This is a genomic window from Blautia sp. AF19-1 (assembly GCF_003479155.1).
Lineage (GTDB): Bacteria > Bacillota > Clostridia > Lachnospirales > Lachnospiraceae > Fusicatenibacter > Fusicatenibacter saccharivorans.
In genome coordinates, this window is the sequence record NZ_QUGQ01000003.1 from 98,738 (window position 1) to 123,164 (window position 24,427).

19 protein-coding genes are annotated in these 24,427 nt (G+C 49.1%); 2 read left to right on the top strand and 17 right to left on the bottom strand.

What is annotated here, in order from left to right; genetic code table 11:
• Positions 1-124: 124 nt before the first annotated feature.
• Positions 125-1,129 (bottom strand): alpha/beta hydrolase, encoded by a 1,005-nt coding sequence (locus DWX26_RS02640; RefSeq protein ID WP_118600748.1) that lies wholly within the window; start codon positions 1,127-1,129, stop codon positions 125-127.
• Between the two features lie 18 nt (positions 1,130-1,147).
• Positions 1,148-2,266, bottom strand: a complete 1,119-nt coding sequence (locus DWX26_RS02645; RefSeq protein ID WP_117804129.1) for a DUF362 domain-containing protein — start codon at positions 2,264-2,266, stop codon at positions 1,148-1,150.
• 246 nt (positions 2,267-2,512) lie between these two features.
• Between DWX26_RS02645 and DWX26_RS02650 the strand changes: the two genes are divergently transcribed.
• Both DWX26_RS02650 and DWX26_RS02655 read left to right on the top strand, forming a co-directional pair.
• Complete coding sequence (locus DWX26_RS02650) at positions 2,513-3,865, top strand: 5-bromo-4-chloroindolyl phosphate hydrolysis family protein (RefSeq protein ID WP_118600750.1); 1,353 nt, start codon at positions 2,513-2,515, stop codon at positions 3,863-3,865.
• A gap of 73 nt (positions 3,866-3,938) precedes the next feature.
• Positions 3,939-5,087: a toxic anion resistance protein gene (locus DWX26_RS02655; protein ID WP_117509496.1), complete on the top strand. Its 1,149-nt coding sequence runs from the start codon at positions 3,939-3,941 to the stop codon at positions 5,085-5,087.
• Between the two features lie 81 nt (positions 5,088-5,168).
• Here DWX26_RS02655 and DWX26_RS02660 read toward each other — a convergent pair whose 3' ends face one another.
• From DWX26_RS02660 to hemW, 15 genes are all read right to left on the bottom strand, one after another.
• Positions 5,169-5,681, bottom strand: a complete 513-nt coding sequence (locus tag DWX26_RS02660) for a dihydrofolate reductase (protein WP_055218639.1) — start codon at positions 5,679-5,681, stop codon at positions 5,169-5,171.
• Positions 5,678-6,559 carry an ATP-dependent sacrificial sulfur transferase LarE gene (gene larE, locus DWX26_RS02665; RefSeq protein ID WP_330376945.1) on the bottom strand — a complete coding sequence of 294 codons (882 nt, stop codon included), beginning with the start codon at positions 6,557-6,559 and terminating at the stop codon, positions 5,678-5,680. Before larE ends, DWX26_RS02660 begins: the two co-directional genes overlap by 4 nt.
• 111 nt (positions 6,560-6,670) lie before the next feature.
• Positions 6,671-9,295, bottom strand: coding sequence for a L,D-transpeptidase family protein (locus DWX26_RS02670; RefSeq protein WP_118600752.1), 2,625 nt, complete (start codon positions 9,293-9,295; stop codon positions 6,671-6,673).
• A 191-nt stretch (positions 9,296-9,486) separates the two neighbouring features.
• On the bottom strand, positions 9,487-10,587 hold the full coding sequence (locus DWX26_RS02675) for an LCP family protein (RefSeq protein ID WP_158580578.1): 1,101 nt from the start codon (positions 10,585-10,587) through the stop codon (positions 9,487-9,489).
• A gap of 128 nt (positions 10,588-10,715) precedes the next feature.
• Positions 10,716-11,816, bottom strand: coding sequence for a UDP-galactopyranose mutase (gene glf, locus DWX26_RS02680; protein WP_117761054.1), 1,101 nt, complete (start codon positions 11,814-11,816; stop codon positions 10,716-10,718).
• A 12-nt stretch (positions 11,817-11,828) separates the two neighbouring features.
• Positions 11,829-12,101, bottom strand: a complete 273-nt coding sequence (locus DWX26_RS02685) for an HPr family phosphocarrier protein (protein WP_022462230.1) — start codon at positions 12,099-12,101, stop codon at positions 11,829-11,831.
• 11 nt (positions 12,102-12,112) lie between these two features.
• Positions 12,113-13,429: a CdaR family protein gene (locus tag DWX26_RS02690; RefSeq protein ID WP_158554979.1), complete on the bottom strand. Its 1,317-nt coding sequence runs from the start codon at positions 13,427-13,429 to the stop codon at positions 12,113-12,115.
• A complete protein-coding gene (gene cdaA, locus DWX26_RS02695; protein WP_330410111.1) occupies positions 13,426-14,313 on the bottom strand; it encodes a diadenylate cyclase CdaA in 888 nt (295 codons plus the stop codon). Before cdaA ends, DWX26_RS02690 begins: the two co-directional genes overlap by 4 nt.
• A 56-nt stretch (positions 14,314-14,369) precedes the next feature.
• The gene (locus DWX26_RS02700; protein WP_118600757.1) at positions 14,370-15,548 is read right to left on the bottom strand and encodes a hypothetical protein; all 1,179 of its coding nucleotides are present in this window, start codon (positions 15,546-15,548) and stop codon (positions 14,370-14,372) included.
• Positions 15,545-15,976, bottom strand: a complete 432-nt coding sequence (locus tag DWX26_RS02705) for a hypothetical protein (RefSeq protein WP_022462226.1) — start codon at positions 15,974-15,976, stop codon at positions 15,545-15,547. The genes DWX26_RS02700 and DWX26_RS02705 overlap by 4 nt, the downstream gene beginning before the upstream one ends.
• A gap of 89 nt (positions 15,977-16,065) precedes the next feature.
• The gene (locus DWX26_RS02710) at positions 16,066-16,785 is read right to left on the bottom strand and encodes a ComF family protein (RefSeq protein ID WP_158565814.1); all 720 of its coding nucleotides are present in this window, start codon (positions 16,783-16,785) and stop codon (positions 16,066-16,068) included.
• A gap of 66 nt (positions 16,786-16,851) precedes the next feature.
• Complete coding sequence (gene recD2, locus DWX26_RS02715) at positions 16,852-19,107, bottom strand: SF1B family DNA helicase RecD2 (protein WP_118600759.1); 2,256 nt, start codon at positions 19,105-19,107, stop codon at positions 16,852-16,854.
• Between the two features lie 6 nt (positions 19,108-19,113).
• Positions 19,114-20,112: a rod shape-determining protein gene (locus tag DWX26_RS02720; RefSeq protein WP_118600761.1), complete on the bottom strand. Its 999-nt coding sequence runs from the start codon at positions 20,110-20,112 to the stop codon at positions 19,114-19,116.
• Positions 20,113-20,280: 168 nt separating this feature from the next.
• Entirely contained in the window at positions 20,281-23,109 is a 2,829-nt protein-coding gene (gene uvrA / locus DWX26_RS02725) for an excinuclease ABC subunit UvrA (protein ID WP_118600763.1), read from the bottom strand.
• A gap of 124 nt (positions 23,110-23,233) precedes the next feature.
• Positions 23,234-24,367 (bottom strand): radical SAM family heme chaperone HemW, encoded by a 1,134-nt coding sequence (hemW, locus tag DWX26_RS02730; RefSeq protein WP_117804123.1) that lies wholly within the window; start codon positions 24,365-24,367, stop codon positions 23,234-23,236.
• Between the last annotated feature and the right edge of the window lie 60 nt (positions 24,368-24,427).

The window sequence follows — 24,427 nt, forward strand, 5'->3', positions numbered from 1 at the left end:
TTTATAGTGATGCTTTCATAATTGTTGAAAACATTTGTTGTCAAGGTTCAAGTCTTGGCTGCGATTTTTATTTTCGTAGCAAGGTCCATTTGAGCCTTTTTCTTTGGCTCTGTTTTTTCATAACTTATTTGACACTACCCGCCTTCCCGGGTGTTAATTTTTTCTTCACTGCTGCTATGTTTTCCAGTTCTTCGTCTGCATTTTTCTGCTGTTTTTCTTTCCTTAAAAATGCATTCATATACTGAAAACTTTCCTGCACATATAGGTGTTCAATGCCAAGCGCAAAATAGCCGTGCAATGCACCCTTGATCCGATGATGTTCAACCAGATTGCCAGCCCTTTTCAGCTTTTTCGCATAATCCTCGCCCTCATCGCGCAGCGGATCGTACTGCGCCGTCAGTACCAGCGTGTCCGGCAGTCCCTGCAGATTTTCTGCCAGTACCGGTGCAAAGTACGGATTTTTGCGGTCTTCTTCGGTCCGCTGATACAGAATTACATAATCTTCCATTTTGACACTGGTCAGAAGGTATCCGGTTCCATTGGTTTTCACGGATTTGTACGGTGATTTCTCTGTGTAACAGGAATTCACCGCCGGATAAATCAAAATCTGTTTCCCCGGCAGCAGTTCTTTTTTGTCCCTCGCCATCAGGCAGACCGCAGCCGCAAGATTTCCTCCTGCGCTGTCGCCCATGATCGTGACATTTTCCGGCGTTACCTCCGGCAGAATCTCCCCGCGCAGCATTGCCTGGGCGGCGGCGTAGCAGTCTTCTAAGCCTGTCGGGAAACGATGCTCCGGTGCAAGACGGTATTCTACCGATACAACAATCTGCCCCGTCGACTGCGCCATGCGCGCGCAGACACGGTCGTATGTCTCCACACTCTCGGTTGTCCAGCCGCCGCCATGGAAGAACAGAATCGCTTCTTTTGCACCATGCTCCTCCATTTTTTCATCCGGGAAGAACAGCCGAATCGGAACCTTGTAGTCCCCATTATATATTTCCATATCCAATTTTCGCAGAAAAATACGGATCGGATCCAGCTTCTTGATATCGGCAAGCCGACGGGCGGATTCTACTTCAATTCCGCCGTAGGACAATACATTTAAAATGGCTTTGACTGCTTTTTTCATTCGCTCTCTCCTCTGTTGCTATTTTTCTGCTTCTGTTTTTCGTCTAGTTGCAATGTACTGCTTCAAAAATTCATACATCTGCTCATCGGTCGGTGGGCAGCCTTTCAGATTGTATTTAAACCCTGAAGTACAACTTCCCACACCAAGCGCCCCGCTCTTTCCCCGGTATCCCTGCCCGATGCAGATTTTTTCGTGGAGTTCCTGCAGCAGTCCTTCCTCCTTCAGCCGGTCGAGCGCCGGGATCAGATAGCCGTAGCAGGCACTGCAGGACTCAACTTCCTCTACGGCATCCTGCAGTTCCACGATCTTCCGTTTTTCCGGAATCACTCTTTTTTCACCAATTTCGCCAATTTGGCGGATTGAAAGCCGTGTGAGATCAGCGCTTCCCACGCCCAACTCTTCTGCCATTTTGACATACGGGACATCTTCTGGCTTATAATGCAGTTCCTCGCAGACATATGCATCGATCAACACCGGATCTAACCCAGCGAAAAGGCGATTCATAATAAACGGATTACCGCCATCCTCAAAGTCAAGGTCTCCGCAGATATTATCCACCAAAATAAAATCCTGATGAATCCCCAGCCCCAGATGCGCAATTGGCCGATGAAGTCCCATGGCATGAAAATGACGTTTTTCTTTATTCGGCAAGAGACCTTTCATGTTTTTCAGTGCGCAGGTAATTTTAGTCTGGCAATGGCCTTTCATGACCGGGACATTGATCATAAAATCCACCTTTTTCGCACATTCGCAAATCTGAAGTTCCATATCACCACACTGCACCGGCATGCTTTTTTCCTTCTGCGCATCGATAAGCGGAACGCTGTACTGTTCCGAAAGCATACGGTATCCACAGACCTCAAACGATTCCTCTGTCTTATCCCCGACCCAGGAACCTTCCATGATTTGAAGGTTAGTAAATCCATTTTCCTGAAGATATTCGATGATCCCCGCAACCACCTCCGGATGTGTCGTCCCTCCAAACTCCGCCGGGACAGGTGCTACCAGATTTGGCTTAATACCGATGAGACTGACCTTCGAAGGAATGAGCGTAGCTAAGGCACATTTGTTCAAAAGCTGTTTTGTCATTTCTTTATATTCCATTCCCTGTATCTGGATAATTTCGTTTTTATTCATTTAGTATTGCGGCCCCTTTATTCTGATTTGATTTTTTCTGACATTCGATATTCTTTAGTATATAATAGTTACTGCTTTCTTTCAACTCATCCAAAAACAAAATCATTTCCTGTGAACTGTAACCATTCCCGTCAGCTCCAGCTTCATAGAAAATTAAGCACTGTATGCTTGTAAGATTTCCAATCGCATTGTATAATAAATGGAAAACGGTACACAGAAAAAGTACCTCATCAGAAAGGAACTGTCATGAGTTTTGAAGATGATTTAAAGGATGTCGGCGACAGTATTGGAAAGCTTGTGGATAACGCTGTAAATTCTCAGGATTTTCAGGAATTAAACCAGAAGATTTCAGACACCATCAACCAGTTTGTCTACCCAAACCGGAAGGGACCATTCCGTGCAAATGGCACACAGGAGCCGTCCCGCGGCTATTCCGCAGATACTTCCTACAGCAGCCAGCATTCTTCCCATAATAATACAGCGCAGCAGACCGGACCGCATCACTATTCCTACGGGCCGGGAGGCACGATGCCGGGTAAGAGCGCGAACCCGGTTCCCAAACCTTCCCATACCTGGCAGACCCCGCAGAATACGGAATGGAACAGCCGCATACAGGAACGTCGTGTACTGCGCGAGCGCTTTATGCCATCCACCGATCTTGCACTTGTCGGCGGATTTCAGACGGCTGCCGGCTGGGGTGTCACCGGACTGTTCGGCTGCTGCACAACGCTTAGTCTGTATTCCTTATTTGCAGGTCCAGACAACAGCGCGCTGATTCCTTCTCTTATTTTTGCCGCATTTACCATCGGCGGCGGCATTCTTCTGAAAAAGGGAAGTAAAAACCGGCGTCTGGTCCGCCATTTCCGCCAGATCTGTACGCTGATCGGCACAAAGGAATATATTTCCACGAAAGAACTCTGCGACAGTATGCACTGTGAGAAAGGTGAGCTTCTGACCGATATTACGACCATGATTGATAAATCCATGCTGCGCCAGGGCCACCTCGACGAGAATGGTACCTGTCTGATGGTGACAAAGGACTGCTACGACCAGTACCGCGCAATGCTCGCCAGCCAGAAGGAACAGCAGATTGCCGAACAGAAAGCACGTGAACAGCTGGAGGCCTCCGGTGTAACGCCGGAATATCAGCAGATGCTGGAAGAATGTGAATCTTATATTCAGAAGATCCATCAGTGCAACCTGGATCTGCCGGGTGAAGTCATCACAGCCAAGCTGAGCCGTCTCGAAACGGTTGTTACCCGGATTCTCGAGGAGGCAAAAAAGCGCCCAAAAGAAGCCGCCGCCCTGCGGAAATTTATGGATTACTATATGCCGACAACCTGGAAGCTGCTCGACGCTTACCGTTCCTTTGAGAACGAACCAATTCAAAGCGACAATATCCTCCGAACCAAGAAGGAAATCGAGGACACACTGGATACCATCAATGCCGCATTCGAAAAGCTGCTTGACGATCTGTTCCAGACAACGGCATGGGATATTTCTTCTGATATCTCTGTTCTGCAGACGATGCTGGCGCAGGAGGGACTGACAAATCAGGCAGGTCCGTCAAAGCAGGATATTGAGCCGCTTCACATGTAACTATTCAAAGCTATACAATTGAAATCAAATCACCGGTTACGTTTCCGTACCGAAGAAAAGGAGAATAGAAAACATGAATGATTTTGTAAAGGACACCACTGAAATTCCAAGCTTAAGTTTCGGCACTCCGGAGCCGGAACCGGAACTTCCGGTACAGCAGCCGGAAGAAAAGAAAGAGGTCATGGATGATTCTGTTCTGTCCGACGAACAGAAAGCCATGGTGGATGCCTTTGTTTCCCAGATTGATCTTGCCAATACAAACGGCATTCTGCAGTACGGTGCCGGTGCACAGAAGAAAATGGCAGACTTTTCCGAGAAAACGCTGGAGAACGTCAGAAGCAAAGATCTCGGGGAAATCGGCGATCTGCTCACCTCTGTTGTGACAGAGCTGAAAACGTTTGACGCTGAAGAAGAAAAGGGACCATTCTCTTTCTTTAAGAAAAGCACGAACAAAATCAATGCAATGAAAGCGAAGTATGACAAGGCAGAGGTGAATGTCAATAAAATCTGTGACGTGCTCGACGGCCACCAGCGGCAGCTTCTGAAAGACATTGCCATTCTGGATCAGATGTATGCACAGAACCTGAATTATTTTAAAGAGCTGACCATGTACATTCTCGCTGGAAAGAAAAAGCTGGAGCTGGTACGTTCCACAGAACTCCGTGATCTGCAGAATAAAGCGCAGATGACCGGAAAGGCCGAAGATGCACAGGCTGCCAAGGATCTCGAAGATCTCTGCAACCGATTTGAGAAGAAACTGTATGATCTGGAACTGACCCGTATGGTTTCGATCCAGACAGCGCCGCAGATCCGCATGCTTCAGAACAGCGATTCTGTAATGGCCGAAAAGATCCAATCCACACTCGTCAACACCATTCCGCTCTGGAAAAACCAGATGATCATTGCACTCGGCGTTCATCACTCGACTGAGGCTGCCAAAGCACAGCGCCAGGTTTCGGATATGACAAATGAGCTTCTGAAAAAGAATGCGGAGAATCTGAAGATGGCAACGATCGAGACTGCAAAAGAATCTGAGCGCGGTATCGTCGATATGGAAACCTTAAAACAGACGAACCAGAGCCTGATCTCTACCCTCGATGAAGTGATGAAGATTCAGGAGGACGGCCGCCAGAAACGTGCCGCCGCTGAAGTTGAGCTGGTACAGCTCGAAAATGATATTAAGAAAAAAATGCTGGAGCTTTCTGCAGGCGGACAGCACTGATACTTTTTGTATCCTATATGAAAAAAAACGGAGAAGCCGCTTTTTCTGTGGTTTCTCCGTTTTTTACGTCCTGTCTTACCCTTATCTCGGGCGTTCTGCCTTTTCATTCTTTCTTCGGTATTCCGTGAAATAAAATTCAATATCAAAGCAGGTCTGCTCATCGCCCTCTTCTACCATCTCCCAATCCGGTGATTCGTCAAGATCCTCAAAGAAGGTATCCGCCTGATACGTCATGTCAATTCGTGTGACGTATGCCGTATCACAGTATGGGAGAAGCTGACGGTAAATTTCTCCGCCGCCCGCAACATAAATATCGTCGTCCTCATACGGCTTTAATACTTCCATCAGCTCTTTGATACTGTGGACAACGGTTGCGCCGCGGACAGTCCATTCCGGATCACGGCTTAAAATAATATTCGTTCTGCCTTTTAAGGGCTGCCCTGCCGGGAGTGTAGCAAGTGTCTTTCTTCCCATCACGACAACGTGTCCCATCGTAGTTTCACGGAAGAATCGCAGATCAGACGGAATACTTACCAGCAGCCGTCCCTGATATCCCAGACCCCATTTGCGGTCCGCACTTAAAATTGCTTTCATTTTGTTTCCTCTTTCTGTGTTATTTTCTCATCCATACTGCCGGAGCGGAACCCTTCCAGATCCATCGTCAGGTAAGAAAAGCCGAGCTTTTTCAGATATGCAATCATTTCTTCTCTCTTCTCAAGCACTTCCCCCATACGCTCCGGTGCGATTTCAAGACGCACCACATCGCCATGTACACGCAGGCGGAGATTCTCTTCCGCACCGAACAGCGTATGAAGCCATGCTTCGCCGTCCGCAATCCGATCCAGAACGTCATAGTTAATTTCTGCCCCGTAGGGAAGGCGTGTCGCCATACATGGAGTGGATGGACGGTGTGCTACGGAAACGCCGTACTTTGCAGCAAGTGCTTTTACCTCTGTTTTTGTCACATGACACGCTGCAAGCGGGCTGATGACACCATATTCTCTCAGCGCTTTTCGCCCCGGCCGGTAGACATGAAGGTCATCCTCATTTGTTCCGTCGAGTACCTGGGTGACACCGTGATCGCGGGCAAATTCCAGAAGTTTCCCAAATAGATAGTGCTTACAGAGATAGCAGCGGTTTTCCGGATTGTAACGGATTGCCTCCTGCTCCAGCTCATCAACAAAAAGGACCTCATGAACAGCGCCAACCTCCTTTGCTACTCTTGTCGCTGTCTCCAGGTCGCAGGGCGGATGCAGCCGTGTCTGAAAGGTTACTGCATAAACCTTTGTTCCATATTTTGCAGATGCATCCATGACAAGCTTCAGCAGCAGACTGCTGTCCACACCGCCGGAGAATGCCAGACAGAGATCCTGTTTTGCAATCTCGTCAAGTTGGGTAAGCAATGCTTTTTCCTTATTCTGCATATCTGTTTTCTGTTCTGTCCGGTTCTTTTTCTTTTCCTGTAATTCCATCGTATCTGTCTTCCTTTCCTGTAAAATGGCCGATGTCTTCTTATCAGAAAATCCATCGGCGGCACTGCTGCCCCGATGGATTTTCTCATACAGGTATTCCTGTTCTATTTTTTATCGATATGTCGGATCGCTTCCGAAAGCACCGCCTGTCCAGGTATAACGGGTCGGGTTTGTCAGCGGATAATCCAGATTGTCGCCAATGCGGACCGTTGTTCCGCTGCTGACGTTATCATAAATCCATTTTGCATCGATTGCAGTCAGTCTGACACAACCATGTGACATCGGTGATCCCAGGGAATTGAAGTCTACGGCAGAGATCATATTCAGATCCGGTGTGCTGCTTGCTACGCCATGGAAGTAAACAGCGCCATAAATCTGTGATACATATGGTGCCCAGCACACATAATCTTCACCTCTCATTTGCTTCTTTTTCAACTGCCAGCCGATTTTATATGTTCCTGCTGCGGTGTAACTGATTGGATTTCCTACGGAGCAGATCATTGATTTGATCGGGGTATCGTAAGAACCGGTTGCACTGTTATAGCCGTAAATGGTGACACGTCCGCGGGTTCTGTCTACTGTGATGTATTTGGATGACGGATTGAAGATGCTTGTCACATCCTCCATCAGAGAACCGTCTGCTTTGCGGTAACGGCGGTATTTTCCGATGTACTCCCATCCTTCCGTGATTCTGCGTCCGGAAGCATCGAATTTGTACTGTTTTCCATTGATCGTAGCGGTGCAGTTCTGATATCTTCCGCCCCAGCTGCGGAAATAATACTGAGAACCGTTCAGTGTCAGCCACTGGTCATGGTACATGCCGCCCCAGCTCTTGAAGTAGTACCAGTTCTTATCATGAAGAATCCACTCGTCATGTGCCATGCCGCCCCAGCTCTTCATGTAATAATAGTTACCGTCATGGTAAACCCAGCCGGTCAGCATTTTTCCATCTTTATCCAGATAATAATAATTTTTATCATAGAGGAACCAGCCTTTTTGCGTCCGTTTGGTTCCATCTGCATTAAACCAGTACCAGGTATCGCCGGACTTGCCCCATTCGTTTTTATACATACCACCCCAGCTCTTGAAGTAGTATTTTCCATCGAGCCATTCATTGGCAAGCATGGTTCCATCGGATTTCAGATAATACTTATTTCCTTTGTAGGTCAGCCAGCCGCTGGTATATTTCTTTCCATTTCCGTCAAAATAATACCATACATTGTTGACTTTTGCCCATGCGTTTTTGTAGGCCGCACCCCAGCTGCGGAAGTAATAGGTGTTATCCAGCCACTCATTAAAAGCCATTTTTCCATCGGCTTTCAGATAATAGCTGTTTCCATTGTAATCCAGCCAGGAATTCGTCAGCAGTTTTCCACTGTCTGCCGTCGTCCAGTACCAGATCGTCTGAGTTGCGGTTTTAATTTTTTTCCAGCCAGTTGTGGTCGAAACGGTTCCGTCAGCTCCGACATAGTAATAATTGCCTTCATATTCAGCAACATCATTGACGCGCATACCGCCCCAGCTTCGGAAGAAGTACAAGGTTCCATTCAGATTCAGTGCATTGTCTTCCATATGGCCGTCTTCGTGGAGATAATATTTATTTCCATCGTAATTGAACCAGCCGGTTCGTACGCCGCCCCAGCTTCGGAAGCTGTACCATTTTCCATCAATTTCAGCCCAGCCGGATTTATTTTTCTGATTGCCGGTCTCCATCTCGAAGCTTCCGTCTTTCATGTCTCCGTTCGCATCAAAGGAACCTGGTTTCATATAGTAGGTTGCTGTATCTACCTTTTGCCAGCCGGAAAGGAGTTCTCCAGTTTCTGCATCTACCAGATACCAGGTAGAACCTACTGTCAGCCAGCTTACGGTACGGTCTTCCTGCTGATATACGGTGTGGTTTCCAAGAGATACGGTGCTGTCTGCATTCAGATAGTAGGTATGCGTTACCCCTTTTTCATCGACAACAGTCTGGAAACCTGCCTCTTTTACGCGGGTGCCGTCATCGCCAAACAGATATGTTTTATCTCCTACCTTCTGGGTCTTGCTCCAGATGGCATAGCCGTTTTCATCCGCATAGTAATCGTCTACGCTTCCATCATTAAATTCGAGTGTAACAAGTTCATTTCTTTTCAGTTCCGGTGCAAATACTTTTCCTTCACAGATACCCTGCTGCATCGAACCAAGTCCGTCTTTTGCAGGATCTTCCCCTTCTGTATCCAAGTAGTAGGTTCCGGTTTTTCCATCTTTATCCGTAAGTTCTACTTCACCGGTCAGCATGTAGCCGTTTTCATCAAACGCATAACCGACACCGTCGATTTCTATTGGTCCGGTAGCAGCTACCACCTTATTATTCTCATCCAGAACTCCGTACTGAAACTGTTTCTTTCCATCTCTTTCAACGCTGTTCCAGCCTTCCTTCAGATTACTTACTTCCGGAGCCGGAGTTGCGCTCGGCGTCGGTGTCTCGGAAGGGGTCTCAGTTGGTGTTACGGTTGGTGTTGCGGTCGGTGCTTCGGTCGGTGCTTCGGTTGGAGCCGGAGTCTCACTCGGTGTAACCTCTGGGGTCTCAGTTGGCGCCGGAGTCGGAGTCGTTTCTTCGTCTTCGGCCTGAGCTACAGTATCACTTTCCGAATTTACCGGTAATGGACTGGTTTCTGTAGAAGCTGCATATGCACCGGCTGGTGTAACACTTACCATGACGCCAAGTACGGCTGCGGCCAGAAACTTTCTTTTCATTCTTATTCATCCTCCCATTTTTTTACTCTTATACAATTTATAGCTTACTACATTTTTCCATCTATTTCAAGTTATCCGCCGGTAAAATACCTTACAAATTTCTTATGGTTTTTTCCGGTTTTTCGGGCAGAAAAAACCTCCCGGCTCCGGTTTTCTTGCCGGATACAGGAGGTTTTTCATTTGTTTCTTTTTTATTCGTTTACGGTAGTAGATCCGTAGATTTCTGTCTGAAGTCTGGAAATGGTTGCCGAGAAATCCGGAACAAGCATCTCACCCTTGCTGGAGTACAGATCATCGTATGGTACACGGCTCTGTACAATCTCATAGGAGAGGATCGTCGGCAGCTCTCCGATCAATGTCATCAATGTAGACTGATCAATGTTATGGGTAACACTTGGAAGAATGGTATCCGCCAGTGCACTCAGTTCTGTTACGCTTGACGATTTCATTTTCTGCATCATCTTGCTTAAAACCTCTCGCTGACGCTCCGTTCTCTGATAATCAGAATTTCCAACGTAACGGATTCTTGCATATGCAACTGCCTGATAGCCATCCACATGCTGCTCTCCGCCTGCTGTATACTGATGGGCGGAAGCATCCACATTACGGAGTCTGCACATTTCATCAACATATTGGTTCGCTACACGGATTTCATCATCGCTCGGCGAAAGCTCGATTCCGCCGATGGCATCGATAATGTCAATCATGGAATCGAAGTCAACACTTGCATAATTGTCAATCGGCAGTTTGTAGTTGTCCTCGATGGTTCGTACAACCAGCGGACCGCCGCCATATGCGCAGGCTGCATTCAGTTTTTTCACACCGACATCCGGGATATTTGCATACAGGTCACGCATAAAGGATGTCATGTGGATCTGTTTTGTATCTTTATTGATGGACATCAGAATCATGGAATCGGAGTTTCCATACCACGTTTTGTCACGACGGTCAACACCGATCAGCAGAATGTTGTACACGTTATTGTTGTTTGGAAGTTCAATGTCCTGTGTCTCATTTAAAATCTCAGACTGCAGGGCATCCGTCTCCTCATCAGTCAACCCGGTACTTTCTGTCTCAACCTCTGTGGATTTATTGATCGTGATTTTATCATCGCTTACGTAGTTACTCTTGCTGTAATAGTGATTGATTACAGCATAGACACCGACGAGCACAACCAGTACAACTACGAGAAGGATGGTGAGCACATTAACCCAGCCGAATTTCTTCTTTTTCTTTCCTGAGGAATGGCGTCTTTCCGGGATTTCATCCTCGTCATCATATTCTTTTCTCATAACGACCTCTTTCATTTTCTTATTTTCCGGTATTTTCCAGCCGGATATCGTTTATAATATAGTCAAAAAACGGACTGCTGTCAAGTGTGCAGTCCGTTTTGATTGATTTCCGTTTGCAGTTCTTTTTCCTACCGCTGCATTTTCTCCCACTGGTTCAGTGCAGCCTCAATGACTTTGTCCATATCGTAATACTTGTATTCTCCAAGTCTTCCGCCAAAGATAATCTTCTCTTCTTTTTCCGCAAGTGCGGCATATTTCTGATAAAGTTCCTGGTTTCTGGCATCATTCACCGGGTAGTACGGCTCCATCCCCTCTTTCCAGTCGGTGGAATACTCTCTGGAAATGACGGTCTTTTTCTGGGTTCCGAATTCGAAATGCTTGTGTTCGATCACACGCGTATACGGTGTCTCCCGATCGGTGTAGTTTACTACAGCTACGCCCTGATAATTGTCGGTATCCAGCACTTCTGTTTCAAAGCGCACCGTACGGTATTCCAGCTTGCCAAGTGCATAATCGTAAAACGCATCAATCGCTCCGGTGTAAATCACCGTCTCACCCATCGCCAGGTACTTTTCTTTATTTTCCAGAAAATCAACACCTGTCTGTACATCCGCTTTTTCAAAAAGCCGCTCTGTCAGAACGTTATAGCCTCCAATTGGAATTCCCTGATAAAGGTCATTGAAATAGTTGTTGTCATACGTAAAGCGCACCGGAAGCCGTTTGATGATAAAGCTCGGCAGCTCACTGCAATCTCTTCCCCACTGCTTTTCTGTATAACCCTTAACCAGCTTTTCATAAATATCTTTTCCAACCAGTTTGATCGCCTGCTCTTCCAGATTTTTCGGCTCTCCCGGAACAGCTTTTCTCTGCTCTTCGATGATTGTTTTCGCCTCTTCCGGTGTGCGGATTCCCCACATTTTACTGAAAGTATTCATATTGAACGGCATATTATAAATTTCGCCTTTGTAGTTGGCAATCGGCGAGTTTGTATAACGGTTGAATTCTGCCAGCGAATTGACAAACTGCCACACCTCTTTATTCGAAGTATGGAAAATATGCGCTCCATACTTGTGTACATGAATTCCCTCGATTTCTTCGCAGTAAATATTTCCGCCTGTATGATCTCTTCGTTCCAGTACAAGACAGCTTTTCCCTGCCTGACCGGCAAGATAAGCAATCACTCCGGAATACAGACCGGCGCCAACCAGAACATAATCATATTTCTTCATTGTTCTTTCTCCTTACAGTTCTTCCCCAAGTCCCGTCCGGATGGAATTGACAAGGAACTGCAGAGCTTCCTCCTCGTCCTCTCCCTCGCAGAACAGCTCAATTTCGTCTCCGCATTTGACGCATGCGCCAAGGACGCTTAAGACGCTCTTTGCATTTGCTGTATTTCCATCTCCGTAGTGGAATGTAATAGATGATTTAAACTGCATTGCCTGTTTGCACAGGGTTCCGGCCGGGCGAAGATGAAGGCCGGTTGGATTTTTCACGGTCACTTTTCCGCTTACCATTGGTTTCCCTCCTAATTTGTTCCTGTCGTTTTATTTGCTACTGCTTTTTCTTTGATATGAATCGTTGTCTTGACACTGTCTACGAGCTCATAGCCATCCGGCAGTGTGATTTTTACCGGTACCTCGTAATCCCCGACACCCATTCCATTCAGATCTATGGATGCGTTGATCTGGGAAGTATCTAATTTGGCCAGATTTTTGTCCGATGCTTTAATGCGGATTGCAAGCTGTGTCTGATCATACAGAACGGTATAAGTGGACTGAAGATTGCCCGTCTCGATCTGATCGACATCAAGTTCAAATTCCCTGCTCTCATTCGGCATAACCGTTACGTGAACGGTAACGGATGCAGACGAACTGGAAGATACTTTCAGATCTGTCACATCGGCGAGAACATCGCTTAAGTCAACCGTCGTCTCCACATCGGAGCGCTGTCCTGCAACGGAGGTATAGTCTTCCGGAATTTCAATCGTATTGCCTTCATCCGCCAGCTTTGCAAGTGCCTCCTCGGATCCGGCAACGGTGATTTCCTCCGGTGTGGTATAGATATTTTTAATCTGATAGCCGTCTGCCGGAGTTCCGCTGTACAGTGCACTCAGCTTAATACCGGATACACGGCGCCACAGTTCAATATCCACATCCACCTGCGGGGAGCCGCTGTCGAAATTCAAAAATTCCATCTGGGATTCCGGCATCTCATCCTGGTTTTTATCAATAATCATCAGATCCGCCGTGACGGTTCCGGAATTCCGCATATTGGTTACATCTACTTTTGCCACCACACTGCTGATCTTATTGATCAGGGACGTCGGGCCGGAAATGGTGATGCTCTCCGGATCGGAAGTCATCGTTCCCACTTCGTAATCTTTTGCCGGTTTCGTATTTCCTGCGTCAATTGTGATCGGGAATTTTTCGCTGTCCACATCCTCGATTTCCACAGGGATCGTTGCTGTCACTGTGCTCAGTTTTTCCTGTTTTACCATGGAGCACGCTGCCTTGATCGGCACATAAACCGGGTTTGTATCCATCGTCACAATCTGGGTCAGATCGGCCGTGACGGTGATATCCGATGCCTTCAGCCGGCTGACAACCGAGTTGTTGTCCGTGACAGTAACCGTGACCGTCTGGTATTCCTCCGCAATCTGGTATGTTTTCTTTCCGGCTGCGATGTAGGCTTCATTGGTCACCTGCACGGGGACATCAAAGCGCTCTTTCACAATCGGGTCATTCACACTGACCACAACGTACCAGATTACAATGGCAATCAGGATAGAAAGAATTTTCAAAGGGAGATTGTTCAGAAGCTTTTTCAGAATTTTCTTTTTCATTTCTTCTCTCCCTCCACTTTCTGACGCATTCCGCGGATATGCCATCCTTTCTTCTCTTCCGGTTTTTTCGCGAGCTTCTGGATTTTGTGAAGCTGCTCCCGAAGGTCGCTCGGTGTTACTGCCGTGTGGAGTTCTCCGCCGGAAGCATACGACACATTTCCGGTTTCCTCGGAGACAATAATCGTAAAGGAATCCGTCACCTCACTGATGCCGACACCTGCACGGTGGCGTGTTCCAAGATTCTTGTTCAGATCCATGTTGTCGGACAGCGGCAGGTAACATGTTGCTGCCGTGACACGGTTGTTCCGTACAATCACGGCTCCGTCGTGCAGCGGCGTATTGTGTTCGAAAATATTGATCAGCAGCTGGCTGGTCAGAACGCCGTCAATCGGGATTCCGGTCTTTTCATATTCCTCCAGGGTGATGGTCTTTTCGATGACGATCAGCGCTCCGGTCTTTACTTCTCCCATTTCAAAACTGGCCCTTACCAGTTCATTGATGGTTTTGTCACTGAACCGTTCATTTTCCTCCTGGCCGCTCGCAAAAGAAATGGCAGACAGCGGATTCTTTTCTCCAATCTGCTCGACCACTCTTCGAAGCTCCGGCTGAAAGATAATTACAACCGCTGTGATCGCCGCCCCGCCGATGTTTCCGAACAGCCACAGAATCGTCTGCATTTTCAGCACGTTTGCAATGATGACAAAGACACCAATCAGAAAAATACCTTTCATCAGCGTATAGGCCTTTGTATTCTGCAGCCAGCGGATCAGGTGATAGACGAAAAATGCAATGAGCAGAATCTGCACAATATCAATCAGTTCAATTTGTTTTGGCAGCCCGTAGTCTGCCGTTCTTGTGACAATCCAGTTCCACACGCCACGCACACTGTCACTTCCTTTCTTTTCCCCCGGCCGGTTTTCTTCTGATTTTCAAAATTCTTTTAAAGATCCTTTAAGGTGTCCTCCAGCATGCTCTTATAATCCACATCCTGATAATCGCCCTCGTCCAGCGGCGGAATTTCTTCTTCCTGAATTTCTTCTGTTTCGTTTATTTCTTCTGTTTCGTTTATTTCTTCTATTTCTTTTTTTTCCTCGATCTCATCAAGATCCCTGCTGTTCCCGGATTCTTCTGTATGTCCAAGATTTGCCAGAGCATCGAGTTCCTCGTCTGTCAGATCCGGTTCTTTTTTCTTTTCATTCCGAATATAAGTCACACGGCGCTGTGCCTTTGTCACATTGAATTTTGGAACGGCTTTTACGTAGTAATAATAATCGTCGTCATCATATTCCAGGTATTCTGTCCGGGTGTAGTCTGCACCGAACAGGAAAAACTCCAGAACAAATCCAACCAGACAGCCGGCCGCCGCCCCGATCAGAACCATCGGGAGTGCAATCTGTACATCCAGTGCCAGGCTTCCGGCAATCATAATAACCGCATAGGCAACCGAACCTGCCACAATGGAAATCTCCCATGCATAGTCCGCACTGCTGTGGCGGATTGCATTGACAAGAAGTACGGTCAGTGCGCAGGCGATCAGAACCAGCAGCATTTCCTCATTGCGGAAGAGGCCGTTGAAAAATTCCTGTACGACTGCCGTGATCTCCGGTGCTTCCGCCGCATGAAGCAGCGGCTCCATTTTTCCGTGAATCATGTCGCACATATAGTAGACAACGACACCGCAGGCTGCTGAAAATGCAGAGAGCGGCGTGCCGGCAAGACCATAGGCAACCGGAACGGCAGATGGCACGTGAAGCCAGAATGCGAGCGGTGTCAAAAGGAGTGCCGGCGCATCCTTCGGCACAAAGCGAAGATATAGAAACCAGAGCACCAGCAGAACCAGCGCCGCAAGACCCGCGATTACCATGTGAAGTGCAAAGCAGTGGCCGATGATCACCAGCATTGCAAGGAAAACCATTCCATTCAATGGCAAGATAGCGCAGATCAGTGACAGAATCAATACCACATACATGCTGTCCAGCATCTTCAGATAGCCGAGATTGGAATTAATACCACGAAATACAGCAAGAGCGAGCAGAAATTTCACAATCGGAAGTACGATTCCGCTGCAGGAGCCGTAAAACTCTTTTAATTTTTCTTTCAGTTCAATCAATACTGTCATGTTTCCTTCCTCCTGCGCCCGGATTTCTTCCCGCTTTTTTCCTGTTCCTCATACATGTTCTGCAGGTCATCCAGCTCTTTTCCATACCATTTCAGCTTTTTCTGTGCTCCCTGGTAACGGATCGTGCTGATCACATACACGGCAATGGAATAGACTGCCAGAAAACACAGATAGGACGCGATCAGACACCCTGCTGCAAACTGCAGGTCGATTGTGTCTATCTCGTCCACCAACCATTCAATATGATATAAGACTGCAACCGCAAGTACCAGAATGTATCCGATGGAAGCCAGAAAAAAATTTTTCAGAAGCTCTTTTCCGATGTAATCACTCCGAAAATAGCGGCCGATTCGTAAGGCATTTTTTTCTTCTTTTTTTTCGAAAAAAGCCAGTTTTGTCATCTGACGAATCCTTTTTTCGTCCAACATGCCTCTTGGTCTCCTCTTCCCGTTCTAAATTATGTTTATTTTACCATATGTTTCCGATATTGGAAAGCTATTCTCAAAATATTCACACACTATTTTACAATTGCCGCACAAACAAAATCCACCTGTTCTGCTCCATTCACTTTCAACAGTGACGCAATGGCATCAACCGTGCTTCCCGTTGTGAAAATGTCATCTACCAGAAGAATCCGGCAGTATTTCATCTGTCCCGGCTTTGCCAATGCAAAAGCTCCCTCCAGGTTTTTCCGCCGCTCGGCGGGACTAAGCGCTTTCTGGCGTTTTGTTTTTTTCACACGGCGGATCAGGCGGGCATTCATGGGAAGTTCCATTTCTTCTGCCAGCTTTTCTGCAAATACCTCCGCCTGATTGTAGCCGCGCTGCCGCTGTCTCGCCGGATGAAGCGGCACCGGAACGAGCACCTCCGGATTTCTTCTCTGGATCTGCTTTCCCACATAGAAAAACGCCGCGTGAGCATAAAATCCGGCGTATTCCTGCCGTTCATGATATTTGAACCGCATCAGGGAAGCCTCAAGTTCCCCGTGGTAACCGTACGGCGCAAAACCGCGGTCGAAGCTGTGCCTCGTTCTGCTGCAGTCCCGGCAGAACTCTTCCTCACTTCCCACGGGTTTCCCGCATTTTTTGCACCGCGCGCCCAGAATCGGATGGATCTTTTCCACACAATTCCGGCATAGATACGGCTCCTCACGTGACAGCAGTCCGTCACAGATGGGACATCGTCTCGGATAAACTGCGTTTAAAAGCCAGTTTCCTGTTTTATTTTTTTCTTTCATGTAACCTGCGCTTTCCCTTATCCACTCTGCCGGATGCAGCCGCATCCATGCCCCGGAAAAACGTGTTTACGCGTTTTCTTCCCGCATTTCCCAGATTCTTCTGGCGAGCGTTGTATACCGGTTCGCCTCGATATGATTTCCGATCATTGCCTGGAATGTCACATCACTTCCAACGATGGTGACGCACTTTCTGGCTCTCGTCACGGCCGTATACAAAAGATTCCGCGTCATCAGCATGCGCGGGCCGCCGAGCAGCGGAATCACAACCGCCGGGTACTCGCTTCCCTGCGCTTTATGTATCGTTGTGGCGTAGGCGAGCTCCAGCTCGTCCGCCTGTTTGAACGTATAGTCTGCGAATTTTCCTTCCTCAAACTCCACGGTGATCACCTCGGTATACGGGTTGATACTCCGGATCATGCCGAGGTCTCCGTTGAATACACCCATACCGCGCTCCGCCACGATTCCGTTGATGCCGCGGATTTCCCACTCCATCTGGTAATTGTTGCGGATCTGCATGACCTTGTCGCCCTCGCGGAGGATATTACCTCCATTTTCCCGCTCGGCTTTGTCCGGTGCGGGCGGGTTCAGGTATTTCTGCAGAATCTGATTCAGATTTTCCACGCCGAGTGCACCTTTCCGCATCGGAGTCAGAATCTGGATATCCTGCGGGCGGGCATCCACATAACGCGGCAGTTTCTGGGACACCAGCGTCACCAGCACTTTCCAGATCACGTTGACATCGTACCGTTTCAAAAAGAAGAAATCTTTGCTCTTATTGTCCAGTATAACCTCTTCCCCATTATGGATCTTATGTGCATTGACAACAATATCGCTCTGGGATGCCTGCCGGAAAATGTGTGTCAGGCAGACAATCGGAAAGCATTCCGAACGGATCAGATCCCGGAGGACACTGCCCGGGCCGACACTTGGAAGCTGGTTCTGGTCTCCCACCAGGATCAGCCTTGTTCCCGGCACAATCGCGGAAAGAAGGGCATGCATCAGGTGGATATCAACCATCGACATCTCATCAATGATGATGACATCCGCGTTGAGCGGATTATCTGCGTTCCGCTCAAAATGCACATTTGCCGAGGAATCATCCACATTTCCCGTCAGTTCCAGAAGACGATGGATCGTGCATGCCTCACAGCCAGTTGCCTCTGTCATTCGTTTCGCCGCTCTTCCGGTCGGCGCTGCCAGGAAAATGTCGAGGCCTTCTGCCTCAAAATAATGGATCATCGCATTGATGGTCGTCGTTTTTCCGGTTCCGGGACCTCCGGTCAGGATCATAAGACCGCTGTATGCCGCCTCAACGACTGCCGTCTTCTGCATCTCATCCAGCTCGATCTGATATTTTTTCTCGATCTTTCCGATCCGCTTTTCGATTGCCTCACGGTCTTCCTCGCATGTAATATTCAGCTCATGCAGCATGCGCGCCGTACTCAGTTCCAGATAATAATACTGGCTGGCGTACACAATCCGCAGCGGCTCATCCCCTTCCCGTTCGGCCGGGAGCTCGCGGATGACCGCTTTTTTGTCGATTGCCATATCCTGCAGAGATTTCTGCATCCGCTCCGGTTCTACGCCGAGAAGTTCCTGCCCTCTCCGAAGCAGCACCGGTTCCGGCAGATAGACATGGCCTTCTGCCGTCGCCTGATTCAGCACATACGAAAGACCGCTCTTGATGCGGAATTCGCTGTCCACGGCAATCCCGATTTTTCCGGCAATCTCATCCGCCGTCCGAAATCCCACGCCTGCGATATCTTCCGCCATTTTATACGGGTTTTCCTTTAAAATCCGGTACACATTGTCCCCGTACTGCTGATAAATCTTTGCACCGAGATTCAGTGCAATGCCATATCCCGAGAGGAAAATCATCGCATTCTGCATTTCGGCTTTTTCTGCCACCTGCTGTGCAATTTCACGCGCTTTCCGCTCGCTGATTCCCTTTACCTCCGCGAGGCGCTCCGGCTCTTCCTCGATGATCCGAAGCGTATCGTCACCGAAGCGGCGCACAATTCTTGCCGCCAGCGCCGCACCGACTCCTTTGATCGCACCGGAACCGAGATACCGCTCCAATGCAACAGAATCCTGTGGAACTTTCGTCTCATAGGATTCAATGCGGAACTGCTTTCCATAGGCAGCATGTTCAATATAATCTCCGGAAGCCTCGATCAGCTCGCCCTCTCCGATCATCGGAAGCGTGCCGACGCATGTCAGCTCGCGCCCCTTCATGCTCAGATTCAGGACGGTATAGCCGTTCTCCTCATTTCGGAAAATAATGTGTTCTACGTAGCCTTCTACTTTTTCTTTTTCACTCATCTTTTATCAAAACTGGCTTTCAAATTCATTCATCACTTCGCGGTACTGGCCGGTTCCAAGCGCAACGACGCTCGCCGGATTTTCTGCTGTCACGGTATTGATGCCGGTCCGCTCCTGGATCAGCTCGTCCATTCCGGCAAGGAGACTGCCGCCTCCGGTCAGGATAATGCCGCGGTCGAAAACATCGGATGCCAGTTCCGGCGGCGTTTTTTCCAGCACGGCACAGATCGCGTCCGCAATCTGGTTTGTCGTCTGGACAAGGGCACCTCGGATTTCGTCGGAGGAAACCGTAATCGTCGCCGGAAGTCCGGTGATGACGTTTCTTCCCTTGATCTCCATCGTTTTCTCCTCGGCCCGCGGATAAGCGGAACCAATCCGGATTTTCACTGCCTCTGCGGTCTGTTCTCCGATAAATACGTTGTATGTTTTCCGTACATAGCGGATGATATCCTGGTCAAATGTCTCACTGGAAATCTTGACCGAATTAGAAACAACGGTTCCCGCAAGCGAGATCACAGCGATATCCGTCGTGCCTCCGCCGATGTCCACGATCATATTTCCGCATGGTTTCGTAATGTCAATTCCGGATCCGATTGCCGCTGCCACCGGCTCCGGCACGATCAGCACTTCCCGGGCTCCCGCCTGGTACGTTGCCTCCTCCACAGCCTTCCGCTCTACTTCCGTCACACCGGACGGCACACAGATGCTGATTCTCGGTTTCCGGAATGCTCTTCTTCCCATTGCCTTCTGGATAAAGTAGCGCAGCATGCGCTCGGTGATCAGAAAGTCCGTGATCACGCCCTGCCGCATGGGCCGGACCGCCATAATATTGCCCGGTGTCCGTCCAATCATCTGACGCGCTTCTTCTCCAATTGCCCGTACTTTATCTGCATCTTTATCATACGCAACTACGGACGGCTCCTTTAATACAATGCCTTTTCCCTTGGCATAGACCAGGATGCTGGACGTCCCCAGATCAATTCCGATATCGGTCGTTGCAGCCATAGTAATCCCCTTTCCTGTTCTCTTTTATTTTTCTTTATTTTAATCTGTTTGAAATTTGTATAGAATAAGTTCGGGTTCAAAACACCCGAAACACAAAAGGATCGAATGTGTTCTGAACCCAACCCGCTTCTTATTATATACAATCCCTTTTAAAATGGAAAGGATTTTTTAGAGATATTTTTCGACATATTTTCCGGTGTAGGATACCGGGCTCTTGGCCACTTCCTCCGGCGTTCCGCACGCAATCACGGTTCCGCCGCCGTCTCCGCCCTCCGGTCCGATATCAATAATATAGTCCGCCGTCTTGATGACATCCAGATTGTGTTCGATAACAACGACGGTATTTCCGCCCTCGGACAGGCGGTGCAGAATCTCCACCAGTTTGTGGACATCCGCAAAATGAAGTCCCGTCGTCGGCTCGTCGAGAATGTAGATCGTTTTTCCCGTGCCGCGGCGGCTCAGCTCTGCTGCGAGCTTGATACGCTGCGCTTCTCCACCGGACAGCGTGGTGGACGGCTGGCCGAGTCGGATGTAGGAAAGGCCGACATCGTACAGGGTCTGTAATTTCCGGAAAATCGACGGTACCGGCCTGAAGAATTCCAGTGCCTCCTCGACCGTCATATTCAGCACATCGTAGATGCTCTTTCCTTTGTATTTGACTTCCAGTGTCTCACGGTTGTACCGTTTTCCATGGCAGACCTCACACGGCACATAGACATCCGGCAGGAAGTGCATTTCGATCTTCAGGATACCGTCGCCGCCGCAGACCTCGCATCGGCCGCCCTTCACATTAAAACTGAATCTTCCCTTCTTGTAGCCGCGCGCCTTGGCATCCTGCGTTGCCGCAAACAGGTCGCGGATCTGATCGAACAGACCTGTGTACGTTGCCGGATTGGAACGCGGTGTTCTTCCGATCGGGGACTGGTCGATGTCGATGACCTTATCGAGCTGTTCCATACCGATGATGTCTTTGTGTGCACCCGGAATCGTCCGCGCACGGTTCAGATCTCTTGCCAGCCGTTTGTACAGAATTTCATTGACAAGGGAACTCTTTCCCGATCCGGAGACTCCGGTCACGCAGGTCATGACACCGAGCGGGAAATTCACGTTGATATTTTTCAGATTGTGCTCTTTTGCTCCGACTACCTTCAGCCAGCCCGTCGGCTTTCTGCGCTCGGACGGAACCGGAATTTTCAGCTCTCCGCTTAAGTATTTTCCGGTGATGGAATTCGGATTTTTCATCAGATCTTCCGCCGTTCCGATCGCCACCAGCTCTCCGCCGTGCTCACCGGCTCCCGGGCCGATATCGACAACGCAGTCAGCGGCGCGCATCGTATCCTCGTCGTGCTCCACGACGATCAGGCTGTTTCCGAGGTCACGCAGATGTTTCAGCGTCGCGAGAAGTTTGTCGTTGTCTCTCTGGTGAAGACCGATGCTCGGCTCGTCGAGAATATAGGCGACACCGACAAGGCCGGAGCCGATCTGCGTTGCCAGACGGATTCTCTGCGCCTCACCGCCGGACAGCGATGCCGTTCCACGCGCCAGGGTCAGATAGTTTAATCCGACATCCGCAAGGAAGCTCACACGCGCACGGATCTCTTTTAAAATCTGCTTTCCGATCAGCAGCTGCTGTTCGGAGAGTTCGAGGTTCTGCATAAACTTCTGCAGATTGTCGATGGAAAGGGATGTTACTTCAAAAATATTTTTATCTCCGACCGTCACACCAAGCGACGTCGGTTTCAGACGCTGGCCATGGCACGCCTGGCACGGGGTCACACGCATGAAGGTTTCGTATTCCTGTTTTGTAGAATCCGATCCGGTCTCACGGTAGCGGCGCTCTACATTTTTGATCAGCCCCTCAAAAGCCACATCGTACACACCGACGCCGCGCTGACCGCGGTAATGCACCTTGACGGATTTTCCGTTCGTTCCGTAAATCAGGATATCGTGGATTTTTTTCGGATATTCACAGAACGGAGTGGAAAGGGAAAAATCGTACTCCTCTGCGAGCGCATCGAGAATGGCTCTCGTATAGCTCGATTTGTCCGTGCAGGACTGCCAGCCGAGCACGGTGATGGCTCCGTCTGCGATGGATACGGTCTTGTCCGGAATCATCAGATCCTCGTCGAACTCCATCTTGTAGCCAAGGCCGGCACAGCTCGGGCAGGCGCCGAACGGGTTGTTGAAGGAAAAGCTTCTCGGCTCAATCTCCTCCATGCTGATGCCGCAGTCCGGGCAGGAAAAGCTCTGGCTGAAGTTGAGCTGATTTCCGTCCATCGTGTCGACCACCAGAAGGCCGTCCGCCAGATCCAGTACGTTCTCGACGGAATCCGTCAGACGTTTCTCAATGTCCGGTTTGACTACAAGACGGTCCACAATAATGGAAATGTTGTGTTTCAGGTTCTTATCCAGCGTGATCTCCTCGGACAGCTCATACTGGCTGCCGTCGATCATCACGCGGACATAGCCGCTGCGTTTTGCCTGTTCGAGCACCTTTTCGTGTCTTCCCTTGCGGCCGCGCACAACCGGCGCGAGAAGCTGGATTTTCGTCCGCTCCGGGAGTGCCATGATCTGATCGACCATCTGGTCCACCGACTGGCGGCTGATGACTTTTCCGCACTTCGGGCAGTGCGGAATACCGATTCTCGCGTACAGAAGACGGAAGTAATCGTAAATCTCCGTCACGGTTCCGACGGTGGAACGCGGGTTCCGGTTCGTCGATTTCTGATCGATCGAAATAGCAGGCGGCAGGCCTTCGATGCTGTCCACATTCGGTTTTTCCATCTGTCCTAAGAACTGGCGCGCGTAGGAGGAAAGGCTCTCCATGTACCGCCGCTGGCCCTCCGCATAGATCGTGTCAAACGCAAGCGAACTCTTTCCTGAACCGCTGAGGCCCGTAAATACAACAAACTGGTTTCTGGGGATATCGACATTCAGTGCTTTCAGGTTGTTCTCCCTGGCTCCCCGTATTCTGATAAACTCTTTTTTCTCTGCCATAACTGTTCCTCTTATTAATTGGAATCCCTGTCCGGACAGGGACAGGAATCTTGTCTCGTTTTCTCCCATTATAGCACACCGCCGTGCGTTGTGCAAACATTTGTTCTATTTCTTTATCATCTTTTTACAGCAGAAAATCTGCCAGAATCACATTGCTGACGGAAATCCCATCGCGTGTCAGAGCCAGGCGCCCGCTGTGTTCCTGTAAAAGATGCATCGCTTCGTATTTCTTCAGAACCCCGCCGTATACGGCATGGATCTCCTTTCCAAACTTCTCCTCAAACTCCGTCGTCGAGATCCCTTGTGTCATTCGAAGGCCGAGAAACATAAATTCTTCCATGGCATCCTGCCGGGAAAGAATTTCCTCATCCTCACGGATCTTTTCCAGTGCTCCGCACGCTTTCAGATACAAAGATCGATCTGCCGTGTTCGTCCACCGGCGGTTTCCGAATAACGATGCCGCGGAAGGCCCGAACCCCAGATAATCCGTCCTTTTCCAGTAGCCGATATTGTGGCGGCATGCGAAGCCCGGCTTTGCATAATTGGAAATCTCATACTGGAAAAAGCCGTATTCTGCGAGGATTTCCGCCGTTCTGGCATACATTTCGCGTTCTGTGTCCTCATCCGGCAGATCCAGTTTCTGCTCCGCAAACGGGGTTCCCGGCTCCACGATCAGGCTGTAGGCGGAAATGTGCTCCGGAGAAAGCTCCGCGATCGTCCGAAGACTCTCTTCCCATTTCTCTTCACTCTGCTCCGGCAGACCTGACATCAGATCCACGTTGATATTCGCAAACCCGGCATCCCGTGCCAGTGCAAAACTCTCCTGAAATTCCGCAAACGTGTGGATTCTTCCCAGCCGTTTCAGCTCCTCATCGTGAACCGACTGACAGCCGATACTGATCCGGTTGAAGCCGCTCTTCCTGTAACATTTCAGTTTTTCCGCATCCAGCGTTCCCGGATTGGCCTCCAGCGTAATCTCAGCATCCTCTGAAAAAATGTACTTGCTCCGCAGTTTTTCCATCACACGGGCGAGCATTCCGGCATCCACTGCGGATGGTGTTCCGCCGCCGAAAAAGGCGGAAATCACTTCACTTTCTGCCGTCTCTTCCGCTGCATCGATTTCTGCCAGCAGAGCCTCTTCATACTCCTTCTGCATTGCTTTCGTGCCCGGTCCCGAGACAAAATCACAGTAGGCGCATTTCCGGATGCAGAACGGGATATGCACATAGAGTTCCAGTGGTTTTCTTTTTTTATTCATTCTGCTTTTCCTCCGTACGATCGAAAGACCGGCCCCTGCGCTCCCGCAACAGCAGGCGGC

Coding starts and splice junctions, on each gene's coding strand:
- DWX26_RS02640 (WP_118600748.1), bottom strand. CDS start 1,129: ATGAAAAAAGCAGTCAAAGCCATTTTAAATGTATTGTCCTACGGCGGA.
- DWX26_RS02645 (WP_117804129.1), bottom strand. CDS start 2,266: ATGAATAAAAACGAAATTATCCAGATACAGGGAATGGAATATAAAGAA.
- DWX26_RS02650 (WP_118600750.1), top strand. CDS start 2,513: ATGAGTTTTGAAGATGATTTAAAGGATGTCGGCGACAGTATTGGAAAG.
- DWX26_RS02655 (WP_117509496.1), top strand. CDS start 3,939: ATGAATGATTTTGTAAAGGACACCACTGAAATTCCAAGCTTAAGTTTC.
- DWX26_RS02660 (WP_055218639.1), bottom strand. CDS start 5,681: ATGAAAGCAATTTTAAGTGCGGACCGCAAATGGGGTCTGGGATATCAG.
- larE (WP_330376945.1), bottom strand. CDS start 6,559: ATGGAATTACAGGAAAAGAAAAAGAACCGGACAGAACAGAAAACAGAT.
- DWX26_RS02670 (WP_118600752.1), bottom strand. CDS start 9,295: ATGAAAAGAAAGTTTCTGGCCGCAGCCGTACTTGGCGTCATGGTAAGT.
- DWX26_RS02675 (WP_158580578.1), bottom strand. CDS start 10,587: ATGAGAAAAGAATATGATGACGAGGATGAAATCCCGGAAAGACGCCAT.
- glf (WP_117761054.1), bottom strand. CDS start 11,816: ATGAAGAAATATGATTATGTTCTGGTTGGCGCCGGTCTGTATTCCGGA.
- DWX26_RS02685 (WP_022462230.1), bottom strand. CDS start 12,101: ATGGTAAGCGGAAAAGTGACCGTGAAAAATCCAACCGGCCTTCATCTT.
- DWX26_RS02690 (WP_158554979.1), bottom strand. CDS start 13,429: ATGAAAAAGAAAATTCTGAAAAAGCTTCTGAACAATCTCCCTTTGAAA.
- DWX26_RS02700 (WP_118600757.1), bottom strand. CDS start 15,548: ATGACAGTATTGATTGAACTGAAAGAAAAATTAAAAGAGTTTTACGGC.
- DWX26_RS02705 (WP_022462226.1), bottom strand. CDS start 15,976: ATGTTGGACGAAAAAAGGATTCGTCAGATGACAAAACTGGCTTTTTTC.
- DWX26_RS02710 (WP_158565814.1), bottom strand. CDS start 16,785: ATGAAAGAAAAAAATAAAACAGGAAACTGGCTTTTAAACGCAGTTTAT.
- recD2 (WP_118600759.1), bottom strand. CDS start 19,107: ATGAGTGAAAAAGAAAAAGTAGAAGGCTACGTAGAACACATTATTTTC.
- DWX26_RS02720 (WP_118600761.1), bottom strand. CDS start 20,112: ATGGCTGCAACGACCGATATCGGAATTGATCTGGGGACGTCCAGCATC.
- uvrA (WP_118600763.1), bottom strand. CDS start 23,109: ATGGCAGAGAAAAAAGAGTTTATCAGAATACGGGGAGCCAGGGAGAAC.
- hemW (WP_117804123.1), bottom strand. CDS start 24,367: ATGAATAAAAAAAGAAAACCACTGGAACTCTATGTGCATATCCCGTTC.